General features: G+C 64.5%; 14 protein-coding genes and 1 pseudogene. 5 read left to right on the top strand and 10 right to left on the bottom strand.

The genetic code is table 11. The features are described from left to right. Positions 1–15: 15 nt before the first annotated feature. The gene (locus A5892_RS05750) at positions 16–855 is read right to left on the bottom strand and encodes an FkbM family methyltransferase (RefSeq protein ID WP_064121989.1); all 840 of its coding nucleotides are present in this window, start codon (positions 853–855) and stop codon (positions 16–18) included. A 765-nt stretch (positions 856–1620) separates the two neighbouring features. On the opposite strand from A5892_RS05750, the gene A5892_RS05745 reads away from it, so the two are divergent. Further along, positions 1621–2484 carry a MurR/RpiR family transcriptional regulator gene (locus A5892_RS05745; RefSeq protein WP_082890285.1) on the top strand — a complete coding sequence of 288 codons (864 nt, stop codon included), beginning with the start codon at positions 1621–1623 and terminating at the stop codon, positions 2482–2484. A 39-nt stretch (positions 2485–2523) separates the two neighbouring features. Here A5892_RS05745 and ppsA read toward each other — a convergent pair whose 3' ends face one another. Next, a complete protein-coding gene (gene ppsA, locus A5892_RS05740; protein WP_064121987.1) occupies positions 2524–4905 on the bottom strand; it encodes a phosphoenolpyruvate synthase in 2382 nt (793 codons plus the stop codon). Between the two features lie 283 nt (positions 4906–5188). Here ppsA and ppsR point away from each other — a divergent pair, with 283 nt between their 5' ends. After that, on the top strand, positions 5189–6022 hold the full coding sequence (gene ppsR / locus A5892_RS05735; protein ID WP_064121986.1) for a posphoenolpyruvate synthetase regulatory kinase/phosphorylase PpsR: 834 nt from the start codon (positions 5189–5191) through the stop codon (positions 6020–6022). 72 nt (positions 6023–6094) lie between these two features. Here the strand turns inward: ppsR and A5892_RS05730 are convergent. The 8 genes and pseudogenes from A5892_RS05730 to manD form a co-directional block, all read right to left on the bottom strand. Further along, positions 6095–7228: pseudogene (locus A5892_RS05730) on the bottom strand (SulP family inorganic anion transporter); the annotation flags it as partial. 299 nt (positions 7229–7527) lie between these two features. Continuing rightward, on the bottom strand, positions 7528–8703 hold the full coding sequence (uxuA, locus tag A5892_RS05725; protein ID WP_064121984.1) for a mannonate dehydratase: 1176 nt from the start codon (positions 8701–8703) through the stop codon (positions 7528–7530). After that, positions 8703–10160: a mannitol dehydrogenase family protein gene (locus A5892_RS05720; protein ID WP_064121983.1), complete on the bottom strand. Its 1458-nt coding sequence runs from the start codon at positions 10158–10160 to the stop codon at positions 8703–8705. The genes uxuA and A5892_RS05720 overlap by 1 nt, the downstream gene beginning before the upstream one ends. Next, positions 10157–11257, bottom strand: a complete 1101-nt coding sequence (locus A5892_RS05715; protein ID WP_064121982.1) for an Ldh family oxidoreductase — start codon at positions 11255–11257, stop codon at positions 10157–10159. The genes A5892_RS05720 and A5892_RS05715 overlap by 4 nt, the downstream gene beginning before the upstream one ends. A gap of 3 nt (positions 11258–11260) precedes the next feature. Continuing rightward, entirely contained in the window at positions 11261–12541 is a 1281-nt protein-coding gene (locus tag A5892_RS05710; RefSeq protein WP_064121981.1) for a TRAP transporter large permease, read from the bottom strand. Next, positions 12538–13113, bottom strand: a complete 576-nt coding sequence (locus A5892_RS05705; protein WP_064121980.1) for a TRAP transporter small permease — start codon at positions 13111–13113, stop codon at positions 12538–12540. Before A5892_RS05705 ends, A5892_RS05710 begins: the two co-directional genes overlap by 4 nt. A 42-nt stretch (positions 13114–13155) precedes the next feature. After that, on the bottom strand, positions 13156–14166 hold the full coding sequence (locus A5892_RS05700; RefSeq protein WP_082890284.1) for a TRAP transporter substrate-binding protein: 1011 nt from the start codon (positions 14164–14166) through the stop codon (positions 13156–13158). A gap of 41 nt (positions 14167–14207) precedes the next feature. Continuing rightward, positions 14208–15419, bottom strand: coding sequence for a D-mannonate dehydratase ManD (gene manD, locus A5892_RS05695; RefSeq protein WP_064121979.1), 1212 nt, complete (start codon positions 15417–15419; stop codon positions 14208–14210). 230 nt (positions 15420–15649) lie between these two features. On the opposite strand from manD, the gene A5892_RS05690 reads away from it, so the two are divergent. From A5892_RS05690 to A5892_RS05680, 3 genes are all read left to right on the top strand, one after another. Beyond that, positions 15650–16396, top strand: a complete 747-nt coding sequence (locus A5892_RS05690; protein WP_064121978.1) for an FCD domain-containing protein — start codon at positions 15650–15652, stop codon at positions 16394–16396. A gap of 144 nt (positions 16397–16540) precedes the next feature. Further along, entirely contained in the window at positions 16541–16999 is a 459-nt protein-coding gene (locus A5892_RS05685) for a hypothetical protein (RefSeq protein ID WP_064121977.1), read from the top strand. Positions 17000–17103: 104 nt separating this feature from the next. Further along, a complete protein-coding gene (locus A5892_RS05680) occupies positions 17104–17790 on the top strand; it encodes an HAD family hydrolase (protein WP_064121976.1) in 687 nt (228 codons plus the stop codon). The last annotated feature ends 11 nt before the right edge of the window (positions 17791–17801 follow it).

The following is a 17801-nucleotide window of genomic DNA, read 5'->3' as shown; positions in this document are numbered from 1 at the left end:
TCAACGCCGTGGCCTCTACCTGATCGCGTGATGCGGGGTGAAGTACTTGGCCGGGATGACATTCAACTTCTCCTCGGGGACCAGCAGGACATCATCGGCCCGCGCCGCGGTGAGAGCGTTGAAGGGAAACAGCTCGAGCCTTCGTTCGTGCTCGTTTTTATATCTCCACCTTTTCACTCTCCCTATCACGCCCTTCCATTTGCTTTTTTCATAATTATCCAAAATCGCGAACAGCTTATATCGCTCCAGCTTCAAGCCGTCCAAGAGATCATCCTGGGGATTCAAATACTCCATGATGATGATCGGGCGATTCGCTTCTATCGACTCCTTCAACCCCTCCAGCACCTGTTTCTCATGCCCCTCGACATCGATTTTCATCAAATCGATGTTCTCGATCCCATGCGTATGCACGAAATCATCACCGCGTACCAAGAAGGTCCGCTCTTCGGCATAATTGTTGGATTCTTCCTTGCACAGACGGCTCCCTCCCAGGTTGCCATCCATCTGCACGAATATCTTCGCCTCTCTAGCGCTATCGGACAAAGCAACGTTGGAGATGAAGACATTGGTCATGCCGTTGTCCGCGACATTTTTCTCCAGCAGCTTATAGATGGAAGGCGCCGCCTCGAAGGCATAGACCTTCTCGGCCCCGATGGAAAACGCGAGCGTGTGGTTGCCAATGTTAGCGCCAATATCCAGCACCACCGGGCAATCGATGTTCGCCAAGACATCGAGAACGAAATCCAATGTCCTGACATCATGCGCACCTTTTTTCTGTATCGACAGAGTGATTTCATCGTCCTCGATGCAATTCAACCTCTGGCCATACTTGTTTTCAACCTTGATGATGGACATTTCCCGTTCCTGACCCCATCTCCCTCATCGCATCCCAGGTATCGCTCGATGCGATAGTGAGAAGAGCGATCTAATTGAGAAAGAAGGAATATCGGCCAAGTACGGAAATGCTTTAGATTCATTCCCGCTATGGCGGAGAGCATCCGCGATGCAAGGAAGCGACCCGGAGCATTATTAGTTCATCCCCACCTCCATGGGGAACACGGTTGGTCGTACTGGTTGATCATCGGAAAGTACGGTTCATCTTCATGCCCGTGGGGACCAGAGCCGCACGCTCGAAGCAAAGAAAAAGGTCGACGGTCCAGGCCCGCTGATGCGGGAATCAGGGGGCCGTATAGCAGCTCGATCAGTTCGGCAGCGGTTCATCCCCGCTGGCGCGGGGAACACGGGTCAGAGTCGTACGAGAGGCATTCGGCAAGCCGGTTCATCCCCACGCCTGTGGGGAACACTCTAAATGTAACTAACTATTTTCATTGAAGTAGTCGTGGCCTTCGATCCCGGGCTTGAGCCGTTCATCACCATCCCGGTCGTCCCAACCGGAGCAACCGCAACGGCTGCTCGTGATTGAGTCCGCGCCGGCGCTAGATCCAGCGCCGGCGCTCAGCGCGAGCCCGGCTGGAGGGGCGGGGGTGATCTAGTCTGAATGTTGTGGTCATTCAAACAGCGGGCACAGGCGCCGGGGCAAAAATATTTCAGCAATTACTTTCCGATGATGGAAAATACCAGCGCTCACGACTTCCCATGCCGCCTGCCCAGGAGCACTCCTTGCAACAGGATCTTGACCTGATCACCCGCATCACTGATCGCTTCGCTTCGCTGCGCGAGGCGGAGAAGCGAGTGGCGACGCTGATCTTCGAAGACATCGATTTCGTCATCTCGAGCAACATCACCCGCATCGCTGAGCGCGCGGGGGTCAGCGAGGCGAGCGTGACGCGTTTCAGCAAGGCGGCGGGCTGTACCAATGTGCGTGAGTTGAAGCTGGAGCTCGCTCAGTCGCTGGTGGTGGGGAGGCGGTTCATCGAGGAGGTGTATGAAGAGGACAGCATCGGGGCGGTCTACGAGGTGGCCAAGCAGACCTTGGATTTGAATCGCCAGCTGATCGAGGCGGCGGACCTGGAAGGTGCGTTGGACCTGCTCGATGGAGCGCGCCAGATCCTGATCTTCGGTGCTGGAGGCGGTTCGACCGCGCTGGCCCAGGAGCTGCAGTTCCGCTTGATGCGCTTCGGCTATGCGGTGAGCGCCTACCATCAGGCGCTGCTGCCGCGCATGGCGGCGGCGACCTTGGACGGCGGCGATGTAGTGGTGGCGCTGTCCAGCACCGGACACACCCCCGAGATCAATGACGCGGTGCGCCTCGCCAGGCGCAACGGCGCGAATACCATAGGTCTCACCGCGACCGGCTCGCCGCTCGTCGATCACCTCGACATCCTGCTGCCGATCGCTACCCGTGAGAGCGATTTCGTCTACCACCCCTCGTCATCGCGCTATGCCATGCTCGCGGCCATCGATGTGCTGGCGATGGGGCTGGCGCTGCGCCATCGCAGCCGCTCGCGGGACAAGCTGCGTCGGCTGAAACTGGCGCTCGACGCCCATCGCGGCGGCCCCGAGCGCCAGCCGCTCGGCGACTGAGCGGCGGCCGACGGCGCCGAACGGTGGGTACACTCCGCGCTAGCCGCGGGACTGCGCCAGTGACAGCCAGGTCTTGACCACGGTGTCGGGGTTCAACGACAGGCTGTCGATCCCCTTCTCCATCAGCCAGGCGGCGAAATCCTCGTGATCCGAAGGCCCTTGGCCGCAGATCCCGACGTACTTGCCCTGTGCCTTGGCGGCGTCGATCGCCATCGCCAGCAGCGCCTTCACCGCATCGTCGCGCTCGTCGAACTGCGCCGACACCACGCCCGAGTCGCGGTCGAGCCCAAGGGTCAGCTGGGTCATGTCGTTGGAGCCGATCGAGAATCCGTCGAAGTGCTCGAGGAAGCGCTCGGCGAGCAGGGCGTTGGAGGGCAGCTCGCACATCATGATCAGCTTGAGCCCGCCCTCGCCACGCTTGAGCCCATGGACGGCCAGGCTCTCGACCACCGCAGCCGCCTCGGCGACGGTACGCACGAATGGGATCATGATCTCGACGTTGTCGAAACCCATCACCTCGCGCACCCGCTTGAGCGCGCGGCACTCGAGCGCGAAGCACTCGCCGAACTCCTTGGAGACGTAGCGTCCGGCGCCGCGGAAGCCGAGCATCGGGTTCTCCTCGCGGGGCTCGTAGCGCTCGCCACCGATCAGGTTGGCGTACTCGTTGGACTTGAAGTCCGACATCCGCACGATCACCCGCTTCGGCCAGAATGCGGCAGCGAGGGTGGCTATCCCCTCGGTCAGGCGGGCGATGTAGAACTCGACCGGGTCGTCGTAGCCGGCCATCCGCTCGGTGATCTGCGCGCGCAGCTCGGGGCTCTGCTGCTCGAACTCGAGCAGTGCCCTGGGGTGCACGCCAATCATCCGGTTGATGATGAATTCGAGCCGCGCCAGGCCGACGCCATCGTTCGGCAGCTGGGCGAAGTCGAAGGCGCGGTCGGGATTGCCGACGTTCATCATGATCTTGACCGGTAGCGCCGGCAGTTGGTCGATGCTGGCGGCGGACACCTCGAAGGCGAGCTTGCCCGCGTAGACGTAGCCGGTGTCCCCTTCCGCGCAGGAGACCGTCACCTCTTCTCCATCGGACAACCGCTCGGTGGCATTGCCACAGCCCACCACCGCCGGGATGCCCAGCTCGCGGGCGATGATCGCGGCATGGCAGGTGCGCCCGCCGCGATTGGTGACGATCGCAGACGCGCGCTTCATGATCGGCTCCCAGTCGGGGTCGGTCATGTCGGTGACCAGCACATCGCCGCGCTCCACCCGATGCATCTGATCGATACTGGCGATCACCTTGACCGGACCGGCGCCGATCTTCTGCCCGATCGCGCGTCCTTCGATACGCACCTCGCCGCGCTTGGCGAGCTGGTAGCGCTCCATCACTTGATTGCGCGAGCGCACCGTTTCCGGGCGGGCCTGGACGATGAAAAGCTCGCCGCTGTGGCCATCCTTGGCCCATTCGATATCCATCGGGCGACCATAGTGGCGCTCGATCGTCAGCGCCTGCCGGGCAAGCGTCTCCACCTGCTCGTCGCAGAGGCTGTAGCGGCGCGCCTCGTCGGGCGCCACCTCTTCGATCCGCACCTGCTTGCCGTGGCCGCGGTCGTCGGCGTAGACCATCCGCTCGCGCTTTGAGCCCAGCGTTCGGCGTACCACCGCGGGGCGGCCGGCCTCGAGGGTCGGCTTGTGGACGTAGAACTCGTCCGGATTGACCGCCCCCTGCACCACCATCTCGCCGAGCCCGTAGGCCGAAGTGATGAACACTACCTGGTCGAAGCCCGACTCGGTATCGAGGGTGAACATCACCCCGGAGCAGGCGAGATCCGAACGCACCATGCGCTGGACCCCGGCGGATAGCGCGACGCCGCGATGGTCGTAGCCCTGGTGGACGCGGTAGGAGATCGCGCGGTCGTTGAAAAGCGATGCGAAGACGTGCTTGACCGCCTCCATGATCGCATCGATCCCCTGTACGTTGAGGAAGGTCTCCTGCTGGCCGGCGAAGGAGGCGTCCGGCATGTCCTCGGCGGTAGCGGACGAACGCACCGCGAAGGAGACTTCGGCGTCGCCGTCCGAGAGCTGCTCGAAGGCTTCGCGGATGGCCCGATCGAGCCCGGGCTGGAACGGCGTCTCGAGCACCCAGCGACGAATCTCCCGGCCCGCAGCGGCCAGCGCCTGGGTATCGTCGATGTCGATTGCATCGAGACGCTCATATATACGTTTATTTACGCCACTTTGATCCAGGAATTCATTAAAAGCATGCGCTGTAGTGGCGAATCCGTCCGGAACGGTAACTCCCAAGTCCGTAAGATTAGTAATCATCTCACCCAAAGAGGCATTCTTTCCGCCCACCGACTCGACATCATCCATGCCAATCTGGTGATACCAGAGAACATTTTCGACCTCGCCCACGACGTTGGACATGATCCTACACCTCTCTTTAAAATCAAAAAGATACAGAGTTTTCCAACTTTCTTGTAAGTCAATTACGCATGATTAAAGCCGAGCCGAGATTATCACAGCCCATCCTCAAGAAAACATATTTTAATTTTCAGCCAGAATATTCCTTTTCGCCATTCACATCACGCGGATGATTGGACAACTATATTCGAATCAGTCACTTTAACCGTTGCCCGTGGCATATCGCCCGCGCGCCGTCGGGCACGCTCGTACGACGCAAGGCGCAGGGAACGAATGGGAAACAGTCATGGAAAATCAAGTCACTCGCGTGGTGTTCTACGTCTCCGACGGCACTGCGATCACCGCCGAGGCGATCGGCCATGCGGTACTGTCGCAGTACCCGGTCAGCCTGACCCAGCACATCCTGCCTTTCGTCGAAACGGTCGAGCGAGCGCGGGAGATCCGCACCCGGATCGATGAGATCTACGCTCGCAGCGGACGCCGGCCGCTGGTGTTCTACTCGATCGTCGCCGCGGAGGTACGTGAGCAGATCGTCGCGAGCCAAGGCTTCTGCCAGGATATCCTCGCCGCCCTGGTCTCGCCGCTGCAGGAAGAGCTCGGCGTGCCTCCGCAGTCGACCCTCAGGCGCACCCACGGCCTGACCAAGCACAATTTCGAGCGCTACGACGCGCGGATAGCCGCGATCGACTACACCCTTGCCCACGACGACGGCATGTCGCTGCGCCAGCTCGACCAGGCTGAGGCGATCCTGCTCGGGGTATCACGCTGCGGCAAGACCCCGACCAGCCTATATCTGGCGATGCAGTTCGGCATCCGCGCGGTGAACTACCCCTTCATCGCCGACGACATGGACGTGCTGGCCCTGCCACCCGGCCTTCGCCCCCACCATGACAAGCTGTTCGGACTGACCATCGATCCCGAGCGCCTGGCGGTGATCCGCGAGGAGCGCCGCAGCGGCAGCCTCTACGCCTCGCTGCGCCAATGCCGGCTGGAGATCACCGAGGTCGAGGCGCTCTACCGCCGCCATGGCATTCCGCACCTGAACACCACCAACCACTCGGTAGAAGAGATCTCGACCAAGGTGATCGAGATGCTCGGCCTAGAGCGCCGGATGTTCTGAGGCGATCCACCGTGCGGGTCAGGGATTTTCCCCGTTCACCGCCCGCACGCCGCAGCGCTTGAGGCAGAACGTCAGCGACACACCGGCGATCACACCGAGCGCGAGGTTGTGGGTGGCGAGCACGATGCCCATGGTGGTCAACATCACCAGGCTGGCGCCGGGGGGCTGGCGGCGCATGTCGTGTACCGAAGCCCAGTTGATCGTGGTCAGCGCGACCATGATCATTACCGCCACCAGCGCCGCCATCGGGATCAGCGCCGCCCAGTCACCGAAGAACACCACCAGCACCAGCAAACCCAACCCGGCGGTCATGGTCGAGAGCCGGGTATAGCCGCCCGATCTCACGTTGATCACCGTCTGGCCGATCATCCCGCAGCCCGCCATGCCACCGAACAGCCCGGTGACCAGATTGGCGATGCCCTGGCCGCGACACTCGCGGTTCTTGTCGCTCTCGGTATTGGTCATCTCATCGACCACCTCCGCGGTCATCAGCGACTCCATCAGCCCGACCAGCGCCATGGTCGCCGAATAGGGCAGGATGATCGAAAGCGTCTCCAGGTTCCAAGGAACATCGGGGATCAAAAAGCTCGGCAGGTCGTCGGGCAGGGCGCCGATATCGCCAACCCGGTGCAGCTCCAGCCCCCACCACACCGACACCAGGGTCAGCAGCACGATGCACACCATCGGCGACGGAATGGCTCGGGTCAGGCGTGGAAACAGGTAGATGATCAAAAGCCCCGCGACGACGATCGCCAGCACCGGCCAGAAGCCGGACCAGCCGGCGCGATAGAACTCAGGCAGCTGAGCGAGCAAGACCATCACCCCCAGCGCGTTGAGAAATCCCCCTACCACCGGCGCAGTGACGAAGCGCATCAGGTCACCGATCCTCAACACCCCGGCGATGAATTGCAGCACACCGGTCAGAATCCCCGCGGCGAACAGATACTGAAGGCCGTGATCGCGCACCAGCCCGACCATCAGCAGCGCCATCGCCCCGGTCGCGGCCGAGATCATCGCGGGGCGGCCACCCGCGATCGAGATCGTCACCGCCATGGTGAACGAGGCGTAGAGCGCCACCTTGGGATCGACCCCGGCAATTGCCGAGAACGCCAGCGACTCAGGAATGAGCGCCAGCGCCACCACCAGCCCCGCCAGTACGTCCCGGCGCAGGTTGCCGAACCAGTTCCGTTTCAACCAATCAATCAAGGGTGCCGTCCATTCACTCGTCGGGGTCGCGCGCAGGCTCGCTCGGACGAGCATCGCCCCCTGGGGGGCGATGTCGCCGATTCATCGCGATAAGGAGAACTCGCCCTGAATTTGCCATCGTGCGCTTGCGGCAGCGATCCGCTCGGGCGACAGAAGGTTTAAGTTTAAAGACAGAAAGCGCGCTAAGCCAGGTCAAGGGGCGATTCTCGGGCTCGGGATGCGCGCAAGCGCATCGAGCCACGCCTTACCGCCCCCGCTCGATGCCACCGTGCATGCCCCCGACAGCGATGGGCGATCGCTCAGCCCAATGCCCGCACCGCGCGCTCGACCCCGCGCAGCTCGGCAAGTCCCTTGAGCCGACCGATCAACGGATAGCCGGGCGCGGTGGTACGAACCAGATCGTCGAGCAGCCGGTGACCGTGGTCGGGGCGCAGCGCCAGCCGTGCGCCCCCCTCGCGTTCGCGACGGCGCTCCTCTTTGACCAGCGCGCGGATCACTTCGACCATATCGACGTCGCCATCGAGGTGCGGCGCTTCGATGAAGCTGCGCGGCTCGTCCACATCGCGCCGGGTGGCACGCAGGTGGACGAAGTGGATGCGCGGGGCAAAGCGCTCGATCATCTCGACGAGCCGGTTGTCGGCGCGCACGCCGAACGAACCGGTGCAGAAGGTCAGCCCGTTGGCCGGACTCGGACACGCTTCGAACAGCCAGTCGACATCGGCGGCGGTGGAGAGCACCCGGGGCAGGCCGAGCAGCGGCCGCGGCGGGTCGTCCGGGTGGATGCCAAGCCGCATACCCAAGGATTCGGCGAGCGGCGCCACTTCGCAAATGAAGTGGCCGAGATTCTCGCGCAGCCGCGCGGCGTCGATGTCGTCGTAGGCGGCCAGCGCCGCGCGCAGTTGATCCAGCGTATAGCCCTCTTCCGCCCCCGGGAGCCCCTTGATCAGGGTCGCGACCAGCCGCTCCCGCGATGGCTCGTCGAGTTCGGCGTAACGGCGCCGGGCCTGCTCGATCTCAGCGCTCGTGTACTCCTCCTCCGCCCCCGGTCGCTTAAGGATGCAGAGCTCGAAGACGGCGAAGTCGCGCTGGTCGAAACGCAACGCGTCGCCGCCTTCGGGCAGCGGCCAGGCAAGTTCGGTGCGGGTCCAGTCGAGCACCGGCATGAAGTTGTAGCAGACCGTATCGATCCCCTCGGCGGCGAGGTGGCGAAGCGTGCGCCGATAGGCCTCGATCAACTCATCGCGTTCTGGCCGCCCCTGCTTGATCGCCTCGTGCACCGGCACGCTCTCGACCACCGACCAGCGAAGCCCCGCTGCCTCGATCATCTCGCGACGCGCGCGAATCGCCTCGCGCGGCCACGCCTCGCCATTGGGAATCTCGTGCAGCGCAGTGACCACGCCGGTGGCGCCGGTCTGGCGCAGCTCCGCGAGGGTGATCGGGTCATGGGGGCCAAACCAGCGCCAGGTATGTTCCATCATCGGTTCTCCATCGCATCCTCGAGCGCCGCTTCGACACCGCGCTCATCGATCGCCCGGTAGGCTTCGGCCACAGCGCGAGTGACGCGGTGATCGCCCGCCACACCCGGGTGGAAAATCGCGCGCTCGCAAAGCAAAGCCTCGACCCGCTGGCCGGATGGCCGCGCGGCGACCGCGAACAGCAGCTCGGCGAGCGGGTCGTCGAGTTCACCCGTGCCGCTGGCGGCGACGATGAATGCAAGCCACCCCGCCAGTCCAAGCGCAGTGACCGCGATGTCGCGCCCCGCTGCGAGATTGGCCTCCAGGCCGCTCAGCCAGCGCTGGGGCAGCTTCTGCGAGCCATCCATCGCGATCTGGTCGAGCCGGTGGCCGAGGCTCGGATTGGCGAAGCGCTCGAGCAGCGACTCGGCGTAGGCGGCAAGCTCCTGCGCCCCTGGCGTTCCCGGCGCGTCGAGGCTGGGCGCCGCTTCCTCCTCCAGGTAGCGCTCGAGCACCCGGCGCAGGCGCGGATCGAGCACCGCCTGATCGACCGTGCGATGGCCCAACGCAAGGCCGAGATAGGCGAGCAAGGAGTGGCTGCCGTTGAGCATCCGCAGTTTCATCTCCTCGAACGGTGCCACCGAGGCCACCATGGTCACCCCGACCCGCTCCCAGTCCGGACGGCCGAGCGGAAAGCGATCCTCGATCACCCACTGGCTGAACGATTCGCAGGCCAGGGCATCGGGATCGGAGACGCCCAGCTCGCCGAGCCGCGAACGGGTGGTCTCATCGACGCGCGGCACGATGCGATCGACCATGCTCGAAGGAAAAGCGACCTGGGCCTCGATCCACCCGGCGAGTGCAGGGTCGCGAAGCGCGGCGAGCCGGGTCACCGCGCTGCGCACGCGTTCTCCATTGGCGGCGAGGTTGTCACAGCTGAGCACGGTGAACGGGGCGGTTCCCCGCGCCCGTCGCTCGGCCAGGGCGGCGACCAGGAGCCCCGGCGCGCTGCGCGGGCGGTCGGGATGCTCGAGGTCGTGACGGATCAACGGATCGCGCTCATCGAGCGCGCCGTCGCTCGGTTGCAGGCAGTAGCCTTTCTCGGTCACCGTGAGGGTGACGATGCGAGTGGCGGGCGCCACCAGCGTTTCGAGCAGCGCCTCGAGCTCCTCCCCTTCAGGCCCGGTGTAGCGCACCTGGGCGATCGAGGCGATCTCGCGCACCGTCACCTGCTGGTCGTCGGCATACTCGACGACCTGGTAGCGGTGGCCCGCCGCGCGCAGGCGTGCGACCAGCCCGCGATTGGCACGCAGGTTGGCAGCCTCGATACCCCAGCGCGGATCACCGCCCGCATTCAGCCAGCGCTGCAGATAGACCGTCTGGTGCGCGCGGTGGAAGGCGCCGAGCCCAAGATGGACGATACCCACCGCGCTCGGTAAAACGCTTGCCGGTTGATGCTCGATCAGCCTCGGGGTCATGACCGCGGCCCGCCTTCCCTCGCACTGGGGAGGGTCACGCCGAACCGCGCCGCCAGCCCCTCCAGGGTCGCCACCACCCCCGCCTCCAGCGGGACACCCTCGATCTGTGCACGCTCCTCGCGTTCGCTCTCCACCAGCCCTGAGTAGTAGACCCGCTCCTCGCCCTCGGCGGGAGGCGACTCGCGCAGCGCCGCGAGCATCCGGTCCATGTCCGCGCGAAACTGCTCGGGGGGACGGAACAGGTCGATTCTGAAAGCGGCGAAGAAATGTCCCATGCGCCCGGCGCTGGCCCCGCTGTCACGCAGCTGCGCGCCGAAACCGTGGGCCGAGAGCACACCGCTCAGGATATCGACCATCACCGCCAGGCCGTAGCCTTTGTGCCCGCCATGGCTGGTGCCGAGCCCGCCGAGTGGCAACAGCCCACCCCCTGCGTGGCGTCTCATCTCGTCGAGCAGCGCCGGACCATCGACGGCCGTCGCACCGCGGGCATCGACCGCCCAGCCCGCCTCGAGCGGCTGGCCCTGTCGCGCGCGCACCTCGATCTTGCCGCGCGGCACCGCGGTAGTCGCCATATCGAGCACGAAGGCGCGCTCATCGCCGGCCGGGGCGGCGAAGGCGAGCGGATTGGTGCCGAACATCGCCTCACGACCGAAGGTCGGCACACCCAGCGCTGCGGTGTTGGTCATCACCAGGCCGATCATGTCGTGCTCGAGCGCCTGCATCGCATACCAGCAGGCGATACCGAAGTGGTTGGAGTCGCGCACCGTGGCCATGCCGATGCCGTGGGCGCGGGCCTTGTCGAGCGCGGCGCTCATGCCGGCCTGGGCCGCGTGGGTGCCCATCGCGCCGTGGGCATCGATCGCACACGAAAGCGGCGTATCGTGCACCACCTCCAGCACCGCGGCCGGGTCGATCGCGCCATCCTCGAGTCCCGCGAGATAGCGCGGCAGCCGCGCGAGGCCGTGGGAGGCAAGACCCCGCGCATCGGCCGCCACCAGGACTTCCGCGGCCTGGCGGGCCTGGACGTCGGGAAGCCCGGCGGCGGCGAGCACCGCATGGGCGAAATCGATCAGTGAACTGCGTGTAAAGCGTGGCATCACTCAACCTCCTGCGAACAAGGAAGGCAACCACAGCGACAGGGCGGGCACGTAGGACACCAGCAGCAGCACCACCAGGTTGCAGAGTATGAACGGAGCGATCGCCTTGACCACGGTGACCATCGACAGCTTGCCAATACCCGCGACCACGAACAAGCAAACGCCGACCGGAGGGGTGGTGAGACCGATCATCAGGTTGAGCACCATCACGATCGCGAAGTGGATCGGGTCCATGCCGACGCCAGTGGCGACCCCCAGCAGCGCGGGGAAGAGGATCAGCAGGGCGGCGATCGTTTCCATGAACGCGCCGATCAGCAATAGCAGCAGGTTGATGATCAAAATCACCACCAGCGGATTGTCGCTGATGCCGAGGATCAGGTCGGCGATCATCTGCGGAATCTGCTCGCTGGTGAGGATCCAGCCGAACAGGTTGGCGAAACCGACCAGCAGCATCAGCGAGGCGGAGGTGAGCACCGTCTCGCTCAGCACCATGCGCAGGTTGTGCCAGGTGATCCCTTTGTAGACCAGGCAGCCGACCACCAGCGCGTAGAGGCTGGCGACGATGGACGCCTCGGTCGGGGTGAAGAACCCGCCGATGATGCCGTAGAGGATGATCACCGTCATCAGCAGCGCCCAGAATGCACTGCGACCCTCCTTCAGTACCCGGCGCAGTGACGCCCGGGGCTCGCGCGGATAGCCGCGCTTCAGGGCGATCAAATAGACGGTGATCATCATCGCAATGCAGAGCATGACGCCTGGCACCACACCGGCCAAGAACATGCTGCCGACCGAGATCCCGCTCAGCGAGCCGACGATGATCATCGGCACACTCGGCGGCAGCATCGGCGCGATGGTAGAGGAAGCCGCGGTGACCGCGGCGGCGAACGGCTTGTCGTAGCCCGCCTTGGCCATGCCCGGAATCATCACCGAGCCGAAGCTCGCCGCGTCGCCCACCGCGGTGCCGGAGATCCCGCCGAAAATCATCGAGCCGCCGACGTTGGCGAGCCCCAGCCCGCCGCGCACGTGACCCAGCAGCGCGTTCGAGAAACGGATGATGTTCTCGGTGATGTTGCCGACGTTCATCAGGTTGCCGGCGAGCACGAAGCCGGGAATGCACAGCAGCACGAACGAGTCGATGCCCGAATACATCCGCAGCGGTATGACCGCCAGGGGAATGCCCTCGACCAGCAGATAGACCAGCGACGCGATACCCAGGCAGAAGGCGATCGGGATGCCCAATAGCATCAGGCCGAGGAAAATCACGAACAGCAGTACGACCATCATGGCACCGACCTCCCAGTGCTTGCGGGCGCACCGCGCGCCAGTGCATTGACGCCTTCGGCGACACCGATCAGGCCATAGAGCGCGACCAGACCGAACAGCGCCACCGAAGAGCAGAACATGTAGATCATCGGGAACCCCAGCGTCGGCGAATGCTGCCAGAGGCCGATGCTCGCGTACTGCCAGGCATGCGGGAGCACGATCAGGGCGAACGCGCCAGCCATCGCCGAGGAGAAGATCAGAAACAACGCCTGCCCGCGCGGGCCGAACCAGTCGTGGAAGAGCTCGACGCTGAGGTTGCGCCGGCGATGCACCACCACGCCTGCCGACATCGCCACCATGTAGATGAACAGGTAGCGCGAGAGCTCCTCCGTCCATGAAAAGGTGAATGGCAGCAGCAGCCGCACCACGATCTGCAGAGTCACCGTCGCGGCCAGTCCGACCAGCGCGCAGATGGCGACCGCCATCAGCAACCGGTCGAGCTGCGCTATCGCTCTACCCGCGAGGCCGGGAAGCCCGGGTACCGAGCCGAGCGCGCCGCGCTCGTCGATCGCATCCAATCCGGAATCACTCATGCTGGAATACTCCGTACGGGGGAGATACCGGGTGATCCGGGCTCAGAGCGCCTGGATCTTTTCGAACAGCGCCCGCTGCTCCTCGTTGAGCGCACCGAGCACCGCCTCCCGCGCCTGCTCGGCGAATGCTTCCTGGTCGACCTCGACGAACACCATGCCCCGCTCGCGCAGCGTCTGGTCCAAGCGCTGCTGGTCCTGCTCGAACAGCTCGGCGTGGTAGCGCTGCATCTCGTCGGCCGCCTCGCGCACTACTCGCTGGAGCTCCTGCGGCATGCGCTCGAGCTGGCGCTGGCCGATCACCACGTAGATCCAGCCACGCACGTGATGGGTCAGGCTGACATGGCTCTGCACTTCGAACAGGCTGCCGCTTTCGATCAAGTCGAGCGGGTTCTCCTGCCCTTCGATGGTGCTCTGCTGCAGCGAGGTGAACACCTCGCTGAACGCCATCGGCGTCGGCCGCGCGCCGAGCGCTTGCCAGGTAGCCACGAACAGCGGCACGTTGGGTACGCGCAAGCGGATTCCGCGCAGGTCGTCGGGATGGGATATGGGGCGGTTGGCGGTCAGCTCCCGCGGGCCGCGTTCGAGCCAGGTCAGCGGGATCAGCCCGGTGCGCTGGTTGATCTGCGCACCGATCTCCTCGCCCACCTCCCCCTCCACCGCCCGACGCAGCTGCTCCCTGTCGCGAAACGCGTAGGGCGCGGCCATCAGCGCGGCCTTCGGCGCCCAGTTCTGCAGGCTCTCACCGGTGATGGTCATGTCGGCGATGCCCAGCTGGATGCTGTTGATCATGTCGAGCTCGCCGCCCAGCTGGTCGCTCGGATAGACCCGCACCTCGATGCGGCCGCCCGAATCGGCTTCGACCCGCTCCTTGAAACGCAGCGCCGCCCTGTGCCAAACGTTCTGCTGGTTGGCCAGATGGCCGAACTTGAGCACGTACTCGGCCGCCTGCGCCGGCTGTACGGCGCATAGCGAGAACGCGACGCACAGGCCGAACCCAATCAGTCCGGCGGCGCGGCAGCGGTGCCATCGCCTTGGGGGTTGAATCGCTGTCATCGAGTGATTTCCTCACCTCTCGTCGAGTGCGCAAGAGACGCTCACCAATGCCAGAGCGTGCCGTCGAGCAGCCGGTTGACCGGCAGGCTGGCGCGTCGATAGGGAAAACGCGCGGCCAGTTCCTCATCGATGTCGACGCCGTGCCCAGGGGTCTGGCCGGCGATGAAGTGGCCATCCTCGAAGCGGTAGTCGTGGGGGAACACCTCGTCGACCACGGCTTCGTGAGGCATGTATTCCTGGATGCCGAAGTTGGGTACCCAGGTATCGAAGTGGATCGCCGCGCCCATGCACACCGGCGACAGGTCGGTGGCGCCATGGAAGCCGGTGCGGACGTGATGGAGGGCGGCGAAGTCGGCGATCCGCCGTACATGGGTGATCCCGCCGGCGTGGGTCAGGGTGGCGCGGATGTAGTCGATCCAGTGGTTCTCGATCAGCGCCTTGCAGTCGTGGATCGAGTTGAACACTTCGCCGACGGCAAGCGGCGCGGTGGTGTGCTGTCGAATCAGCGCAAAGGCATCCTGCTCCTCCGCCGGTACGCAATCCTCCAGCCAAAAGGGATGGAACTCCTCCACCTCCTTGCCGAGCCGGGCGGCCTCGATCGGGGTCAATCGATGGTGGACGTCGTGGAGCAGGTGGAGTTCGTTGCCGAAGCGCTGGCGCGCGGCGGCGAAGAGCTTGGGTGCGTGGTCGAGATATCGGGCGGTATCCCAGACGTGCTCGGCGGGCAGCTCGGCGTCGGCCGGCTCGTAGCGCTCGCCAGTCTTCTTGGCCACACCATAGGTAGTCGCCATGCCGGGGATGCCGCACTGCACCCGGACAGCCCTGTAGCCGAGCTCGACATGCCTTTGCACCTCGTCGAGGCAGCTTTCGATGTCGCGCCCGGTGGCATGGCCATAGACCATCACCCGTTGGCGACTGGGGCCCCCCAGCAACTGGTGCAGCGGGAGGCCTGCGACCTTGGCCTTGATATCCCAAAGCGCAATGTCCACCGCCCCGATCGCGCTCATCGTCACCGGGCCGCGACGCCAGTAGGCCCCACGATAGGCGTAATGCCAGATATCCTCGATCGCCGCCGGATCGCGGCCGATCAGCGTCGGCAGCAGGTGCTCTTCGAGATAGGCCACCACCGCCAGTTCGCGCCCGTTCAGCGTGGCATCGCCAATGCCATAGAGCCCCTCGTCGGTCTCGATTTTCAGCGTCACCAGGTTTCGCCCTGGAGAGCAGACAATCAGCCTCGCCCGCGTGATCTTCATAGCATCCCTCTGCCTCGATGGTGGCTATCTCGCATGACCATGGCGCGATGCTAATCGGTTGCTCTTTTTATTGGCATACCAATTAAGACCTATGTCTTGATATACCTTGGTTAAATGGCATACCACTTTGATGCACGAACGCATCGATGCGACTTGGCGCCAAGACGGATGCCTGCGAGTGACCGCTCAGGTAGGATGAAGATGTTGGCATGCCAAAAGGAGTACAGAGGATGGCGCAGCGCCAGTATCAGCACATCGCCGCGCGCTTGAAGCAAGAGCTCACCGACCAGACCCTCGCGGTCGGCACCCGACTGCCGACCGAGCGCGACTACGCGCAGCGTTTCGAGGTCAGCCGCACGGTGGTGCGCGAGGCCTTCATCATGCTCGAGATCGAAGGTTGGGTGGAGGTACGCAAGGGCTCGGGCACCTATCTGCTCGAGCGTCCGGCGCGCTCACCGGCGGACGGGGACGAGGAGATCGGTCCGTTCGAGCTGCTCGACGCGCGCCAGGTGGTCGAAAGCGCCATCGCCGCCCACGCCGCGCAGCGGGTCAGCAAGGCGGAGCTGCTCGCGCTCTCATCACTGCTGGAGCGCGAACGCGAGCTGCTGGCGCGCGAGGAAGCCGGGCAGCGCGATTTCGAGGCCGCCGACTCCACCGACCAGGCCTTCCACCTCGGCATCGCCCGGGCGAGCCAGAACGCCATGCTGGTCGAGATCGCTCAGCGACTCTGGGAACAGCGCAGGAGTACGATGTGGCGCAGGCTGCACGGCAGGATCCTGGACTTTTCCTATCGTGGGGAGTGGCTCGAGCATCACCAGCGGATCCTCGCCATGCTGCGCAAGCGAGATGAAGAGGGAGCCAGGGACGCGATGTGGAACCATATCGAGCGGGTCAAGGAGGTGCTGTTCGCGCTCTCCGACACCGACGACCCCGAATTCGACGGTTTCCTCTTCGATACCCCCACCGCCGCGCACTGAACCCACGGTCGCAGTGAAACGGATTTTCATCTTCGGGGCTTTGCTCGCGATGGCCTCTACGGGTAGTCTTTGCCGGCGGTAACGGGACGTCCAGGTGGTCATGGCATCCGTGCGCCGCACCCGAATTCGAGGAGGAACCGTACCATGTCGTTGTCGCTGTTCAAGACTTTGTCGACCGCAGTGCTGATCACGCTCGGCGTCCTCGTGGCCCAGGCGGCCCAGGCCCGCGATACCTTCTACATGCTGCCCTTTCGCGACGTCCTCGCGCTGCCCGAGGCGCAGTCCAGGCTCGATCCGTCGATCCGGCTCTACTTCGGCAACCAGCTACACCCCGAGATCATCACCCGCCGCGGCGGTTACTACATTGATCGCAAGACCAATTCAGTGTTCAAGTCCGACGAGGGCGCCTGCCGCTGGGTCGCGCTGTCGGCGCTGATCAACCTGCAGGAGCGCGCCCGGGCGGTCGGCGCCAATGCCGTGGTCAACATCGCCAGCTACTACAACCAGCGCGAGAACGTCGACAACGAAAACTACGAGTGCCATGCCGGCAACGTGGTCGCGGGCGTGGCGCTGAAGGGCGATATGGTAACGATCTCCAACTGAGCGCTGCGTCTCGTCCATACGGGCCGCGCCCGTGCCAGGCCGCCCGAGCGCATTCAGCCTCGGGCGAATTCTTTTCTCCCCTCCACACCGAACTGGAGCCTCCGATGAGCGAGCGCTGGAGCCTGATCTTCGATTGCGACGGCACCCTGGTCGACAGCGAGCCGCTGCTGGCCAGAGAGCTGGCGGTGACTTTCACGAGCCTAGGGCTACCCTTCGAGCCGCAGGACTACATGCTCGACTACCGCGGCGTGGCCTTTCCGTTCATCCTCGCCGACCTGGAGACGCGCCACGGACGCAAGGTCGATGACATGGAACGGCGCAAGGAGCTGGAGCAGCAGATGCGCGCGAGCCTCGAGGAGCGGATGAAGCAGGAGCTCGAGCCCATCGACGGCGTCGCCGAGGCGCTCGAGGCGCTCAGCGCCCATCCGCGCTGTGTCGCCTCCAACGGGCCGCTGCGCAAGATCAAGCTCTCCATGTCGCTGAGCGGTCTGGCAGCGCAGTTCGGCGATCATCTCTATTCCGCCTACGAGGTCGGGATCTGGAAGCCGGACCCTGGGCTCTATCTCTACGCGGCAAAAGCGCTCGATACCCCGCCGGAGCGCTGCATCGTGATCGATGACGCGGCCGTAGGCCTCAAGTCGGGCATCGACGCAGGCATGCAGGTGATCCATCTCAATCGCTTCAGCGAGCGCGAGCGCACCCCCGAGGAAGCCCATGAGATTCGAGCGATGGCGCAGCTGCCATCGATGGTGGAGAAAATCATCGCCGAACGAAGCGCGGCGAGCGCTTAGGGAACCCCAAG

This window comes from Halotalea alkalilenta (assembly GCF_001648175.1).
Lineage (GTDB): Bacteria > Pseudomonadota > Gammaproteobacteria > Pseudomonadales > Halomonadaceae > Halotalea > Halotalea alkalilenta_A.
Note: the sequence above shows the minus strand (reverse complement) of the source record. Positions and strands in the feature narration are given on the sequence as shown.

What these genes read in the sequence shown, in the direction of transcription:
- A5892_RS05715 (WP_064121982.1), bottom strand. Translation starts at nt 11,257, where the DNA reads ATGCCACGCTTTACACGCAGTTCACTGATCGATTTCGCCCATGCGGTG.
- A5892_RS05700 (WP_082890284.1), bottom strand. Translation starts at nt 14,166, where the DNA reads ATGACAGCGATTCAACCCCCAAGGCGATGGCACCGCTGCCGCGCCGCC.
- A5892_RS05690 (WP_064121978.1), top strand. Translation starts at nt 15,650, where the DNA reads ATGGCGCAGCGCCAGTATCAGCACATCGCCGCGCGCTTGAAGCAAGAG.
- A5892_RS05680 (WP_064121976.1), top strand. Translation starts at nt 17,104, where the DNA reads ATGAGCGAGCGCTGGAGCCTGATCTTCGATTGCGACGGCACCCTGGTC.
- uxuA (WP_064121984.1), bottom strand. Translation starts at nt 8,703, where the DNA reads ATGGAACATACCTGGCGCTGGTTTGGCCCCCATGACCCGATCACCCTC.
- manD (WP_064121979.1), bottom strand. Translation starts at nt 15,419, where the DNA reads ATGAAGATCACGCGGGCGAGGCTGATTGTCTGCTCTCCAGGGCGAAAC.
- A5892_RS05710 (WP_064121981.1), bottom strand. Translation starts at nt 12,541, where the DNA reads ATGATGGTCGTACTGCTGTTCGTGATTTTCCTCGGCCTGATGCTATTG.
- A5892_RS05720 (WP_064121983.1), bottom strand. Translation starts at nt 10,160, where the DNA reads ATGACCCCGAGGCTGATCGAGCATCAACCGGCAAGCGTTTTACCGAGC.
- ppsR (WP_064121986.1), top strand. Translation starts at nt 5,189, where the DNA reads ATGGAAAATCAAGTCACTCGCGTGGTGTTCTACGTCTCCGACGGCACT.
- A5892_RS05705 (WP_064121980.1), bottom strand. Translation starts at nt 13,113, where the DNA reads ATGAGTGATTCCGGATTGGATGCGATCGACGAGCGCGGCGCGCTCGGC.
- ppsA (WP_064121987.1), bottom strand. Translation starts at nt 4,905, where the DNA reads ATGTCCAACGTCGTGGGCGAGGTCGAAAATGTTCTCTGGTATCACCAG.
- A5892_RS05750 (WP_064121989.1), bottom strand. Translation starts at nt 855, where the DNA reads ATGTCCATCATCAAGGTTGAAAACAAGTATGGCCAGAGGTTGAATTGC.
- A5892_RS05685 (WP_064121977.1), top strand. Translation starts at nt 16,541, where the DNA reads ATGTCGTTGTCGCTGTTCAAGACTTTGTCGACCGCAGTGCTGATCACG.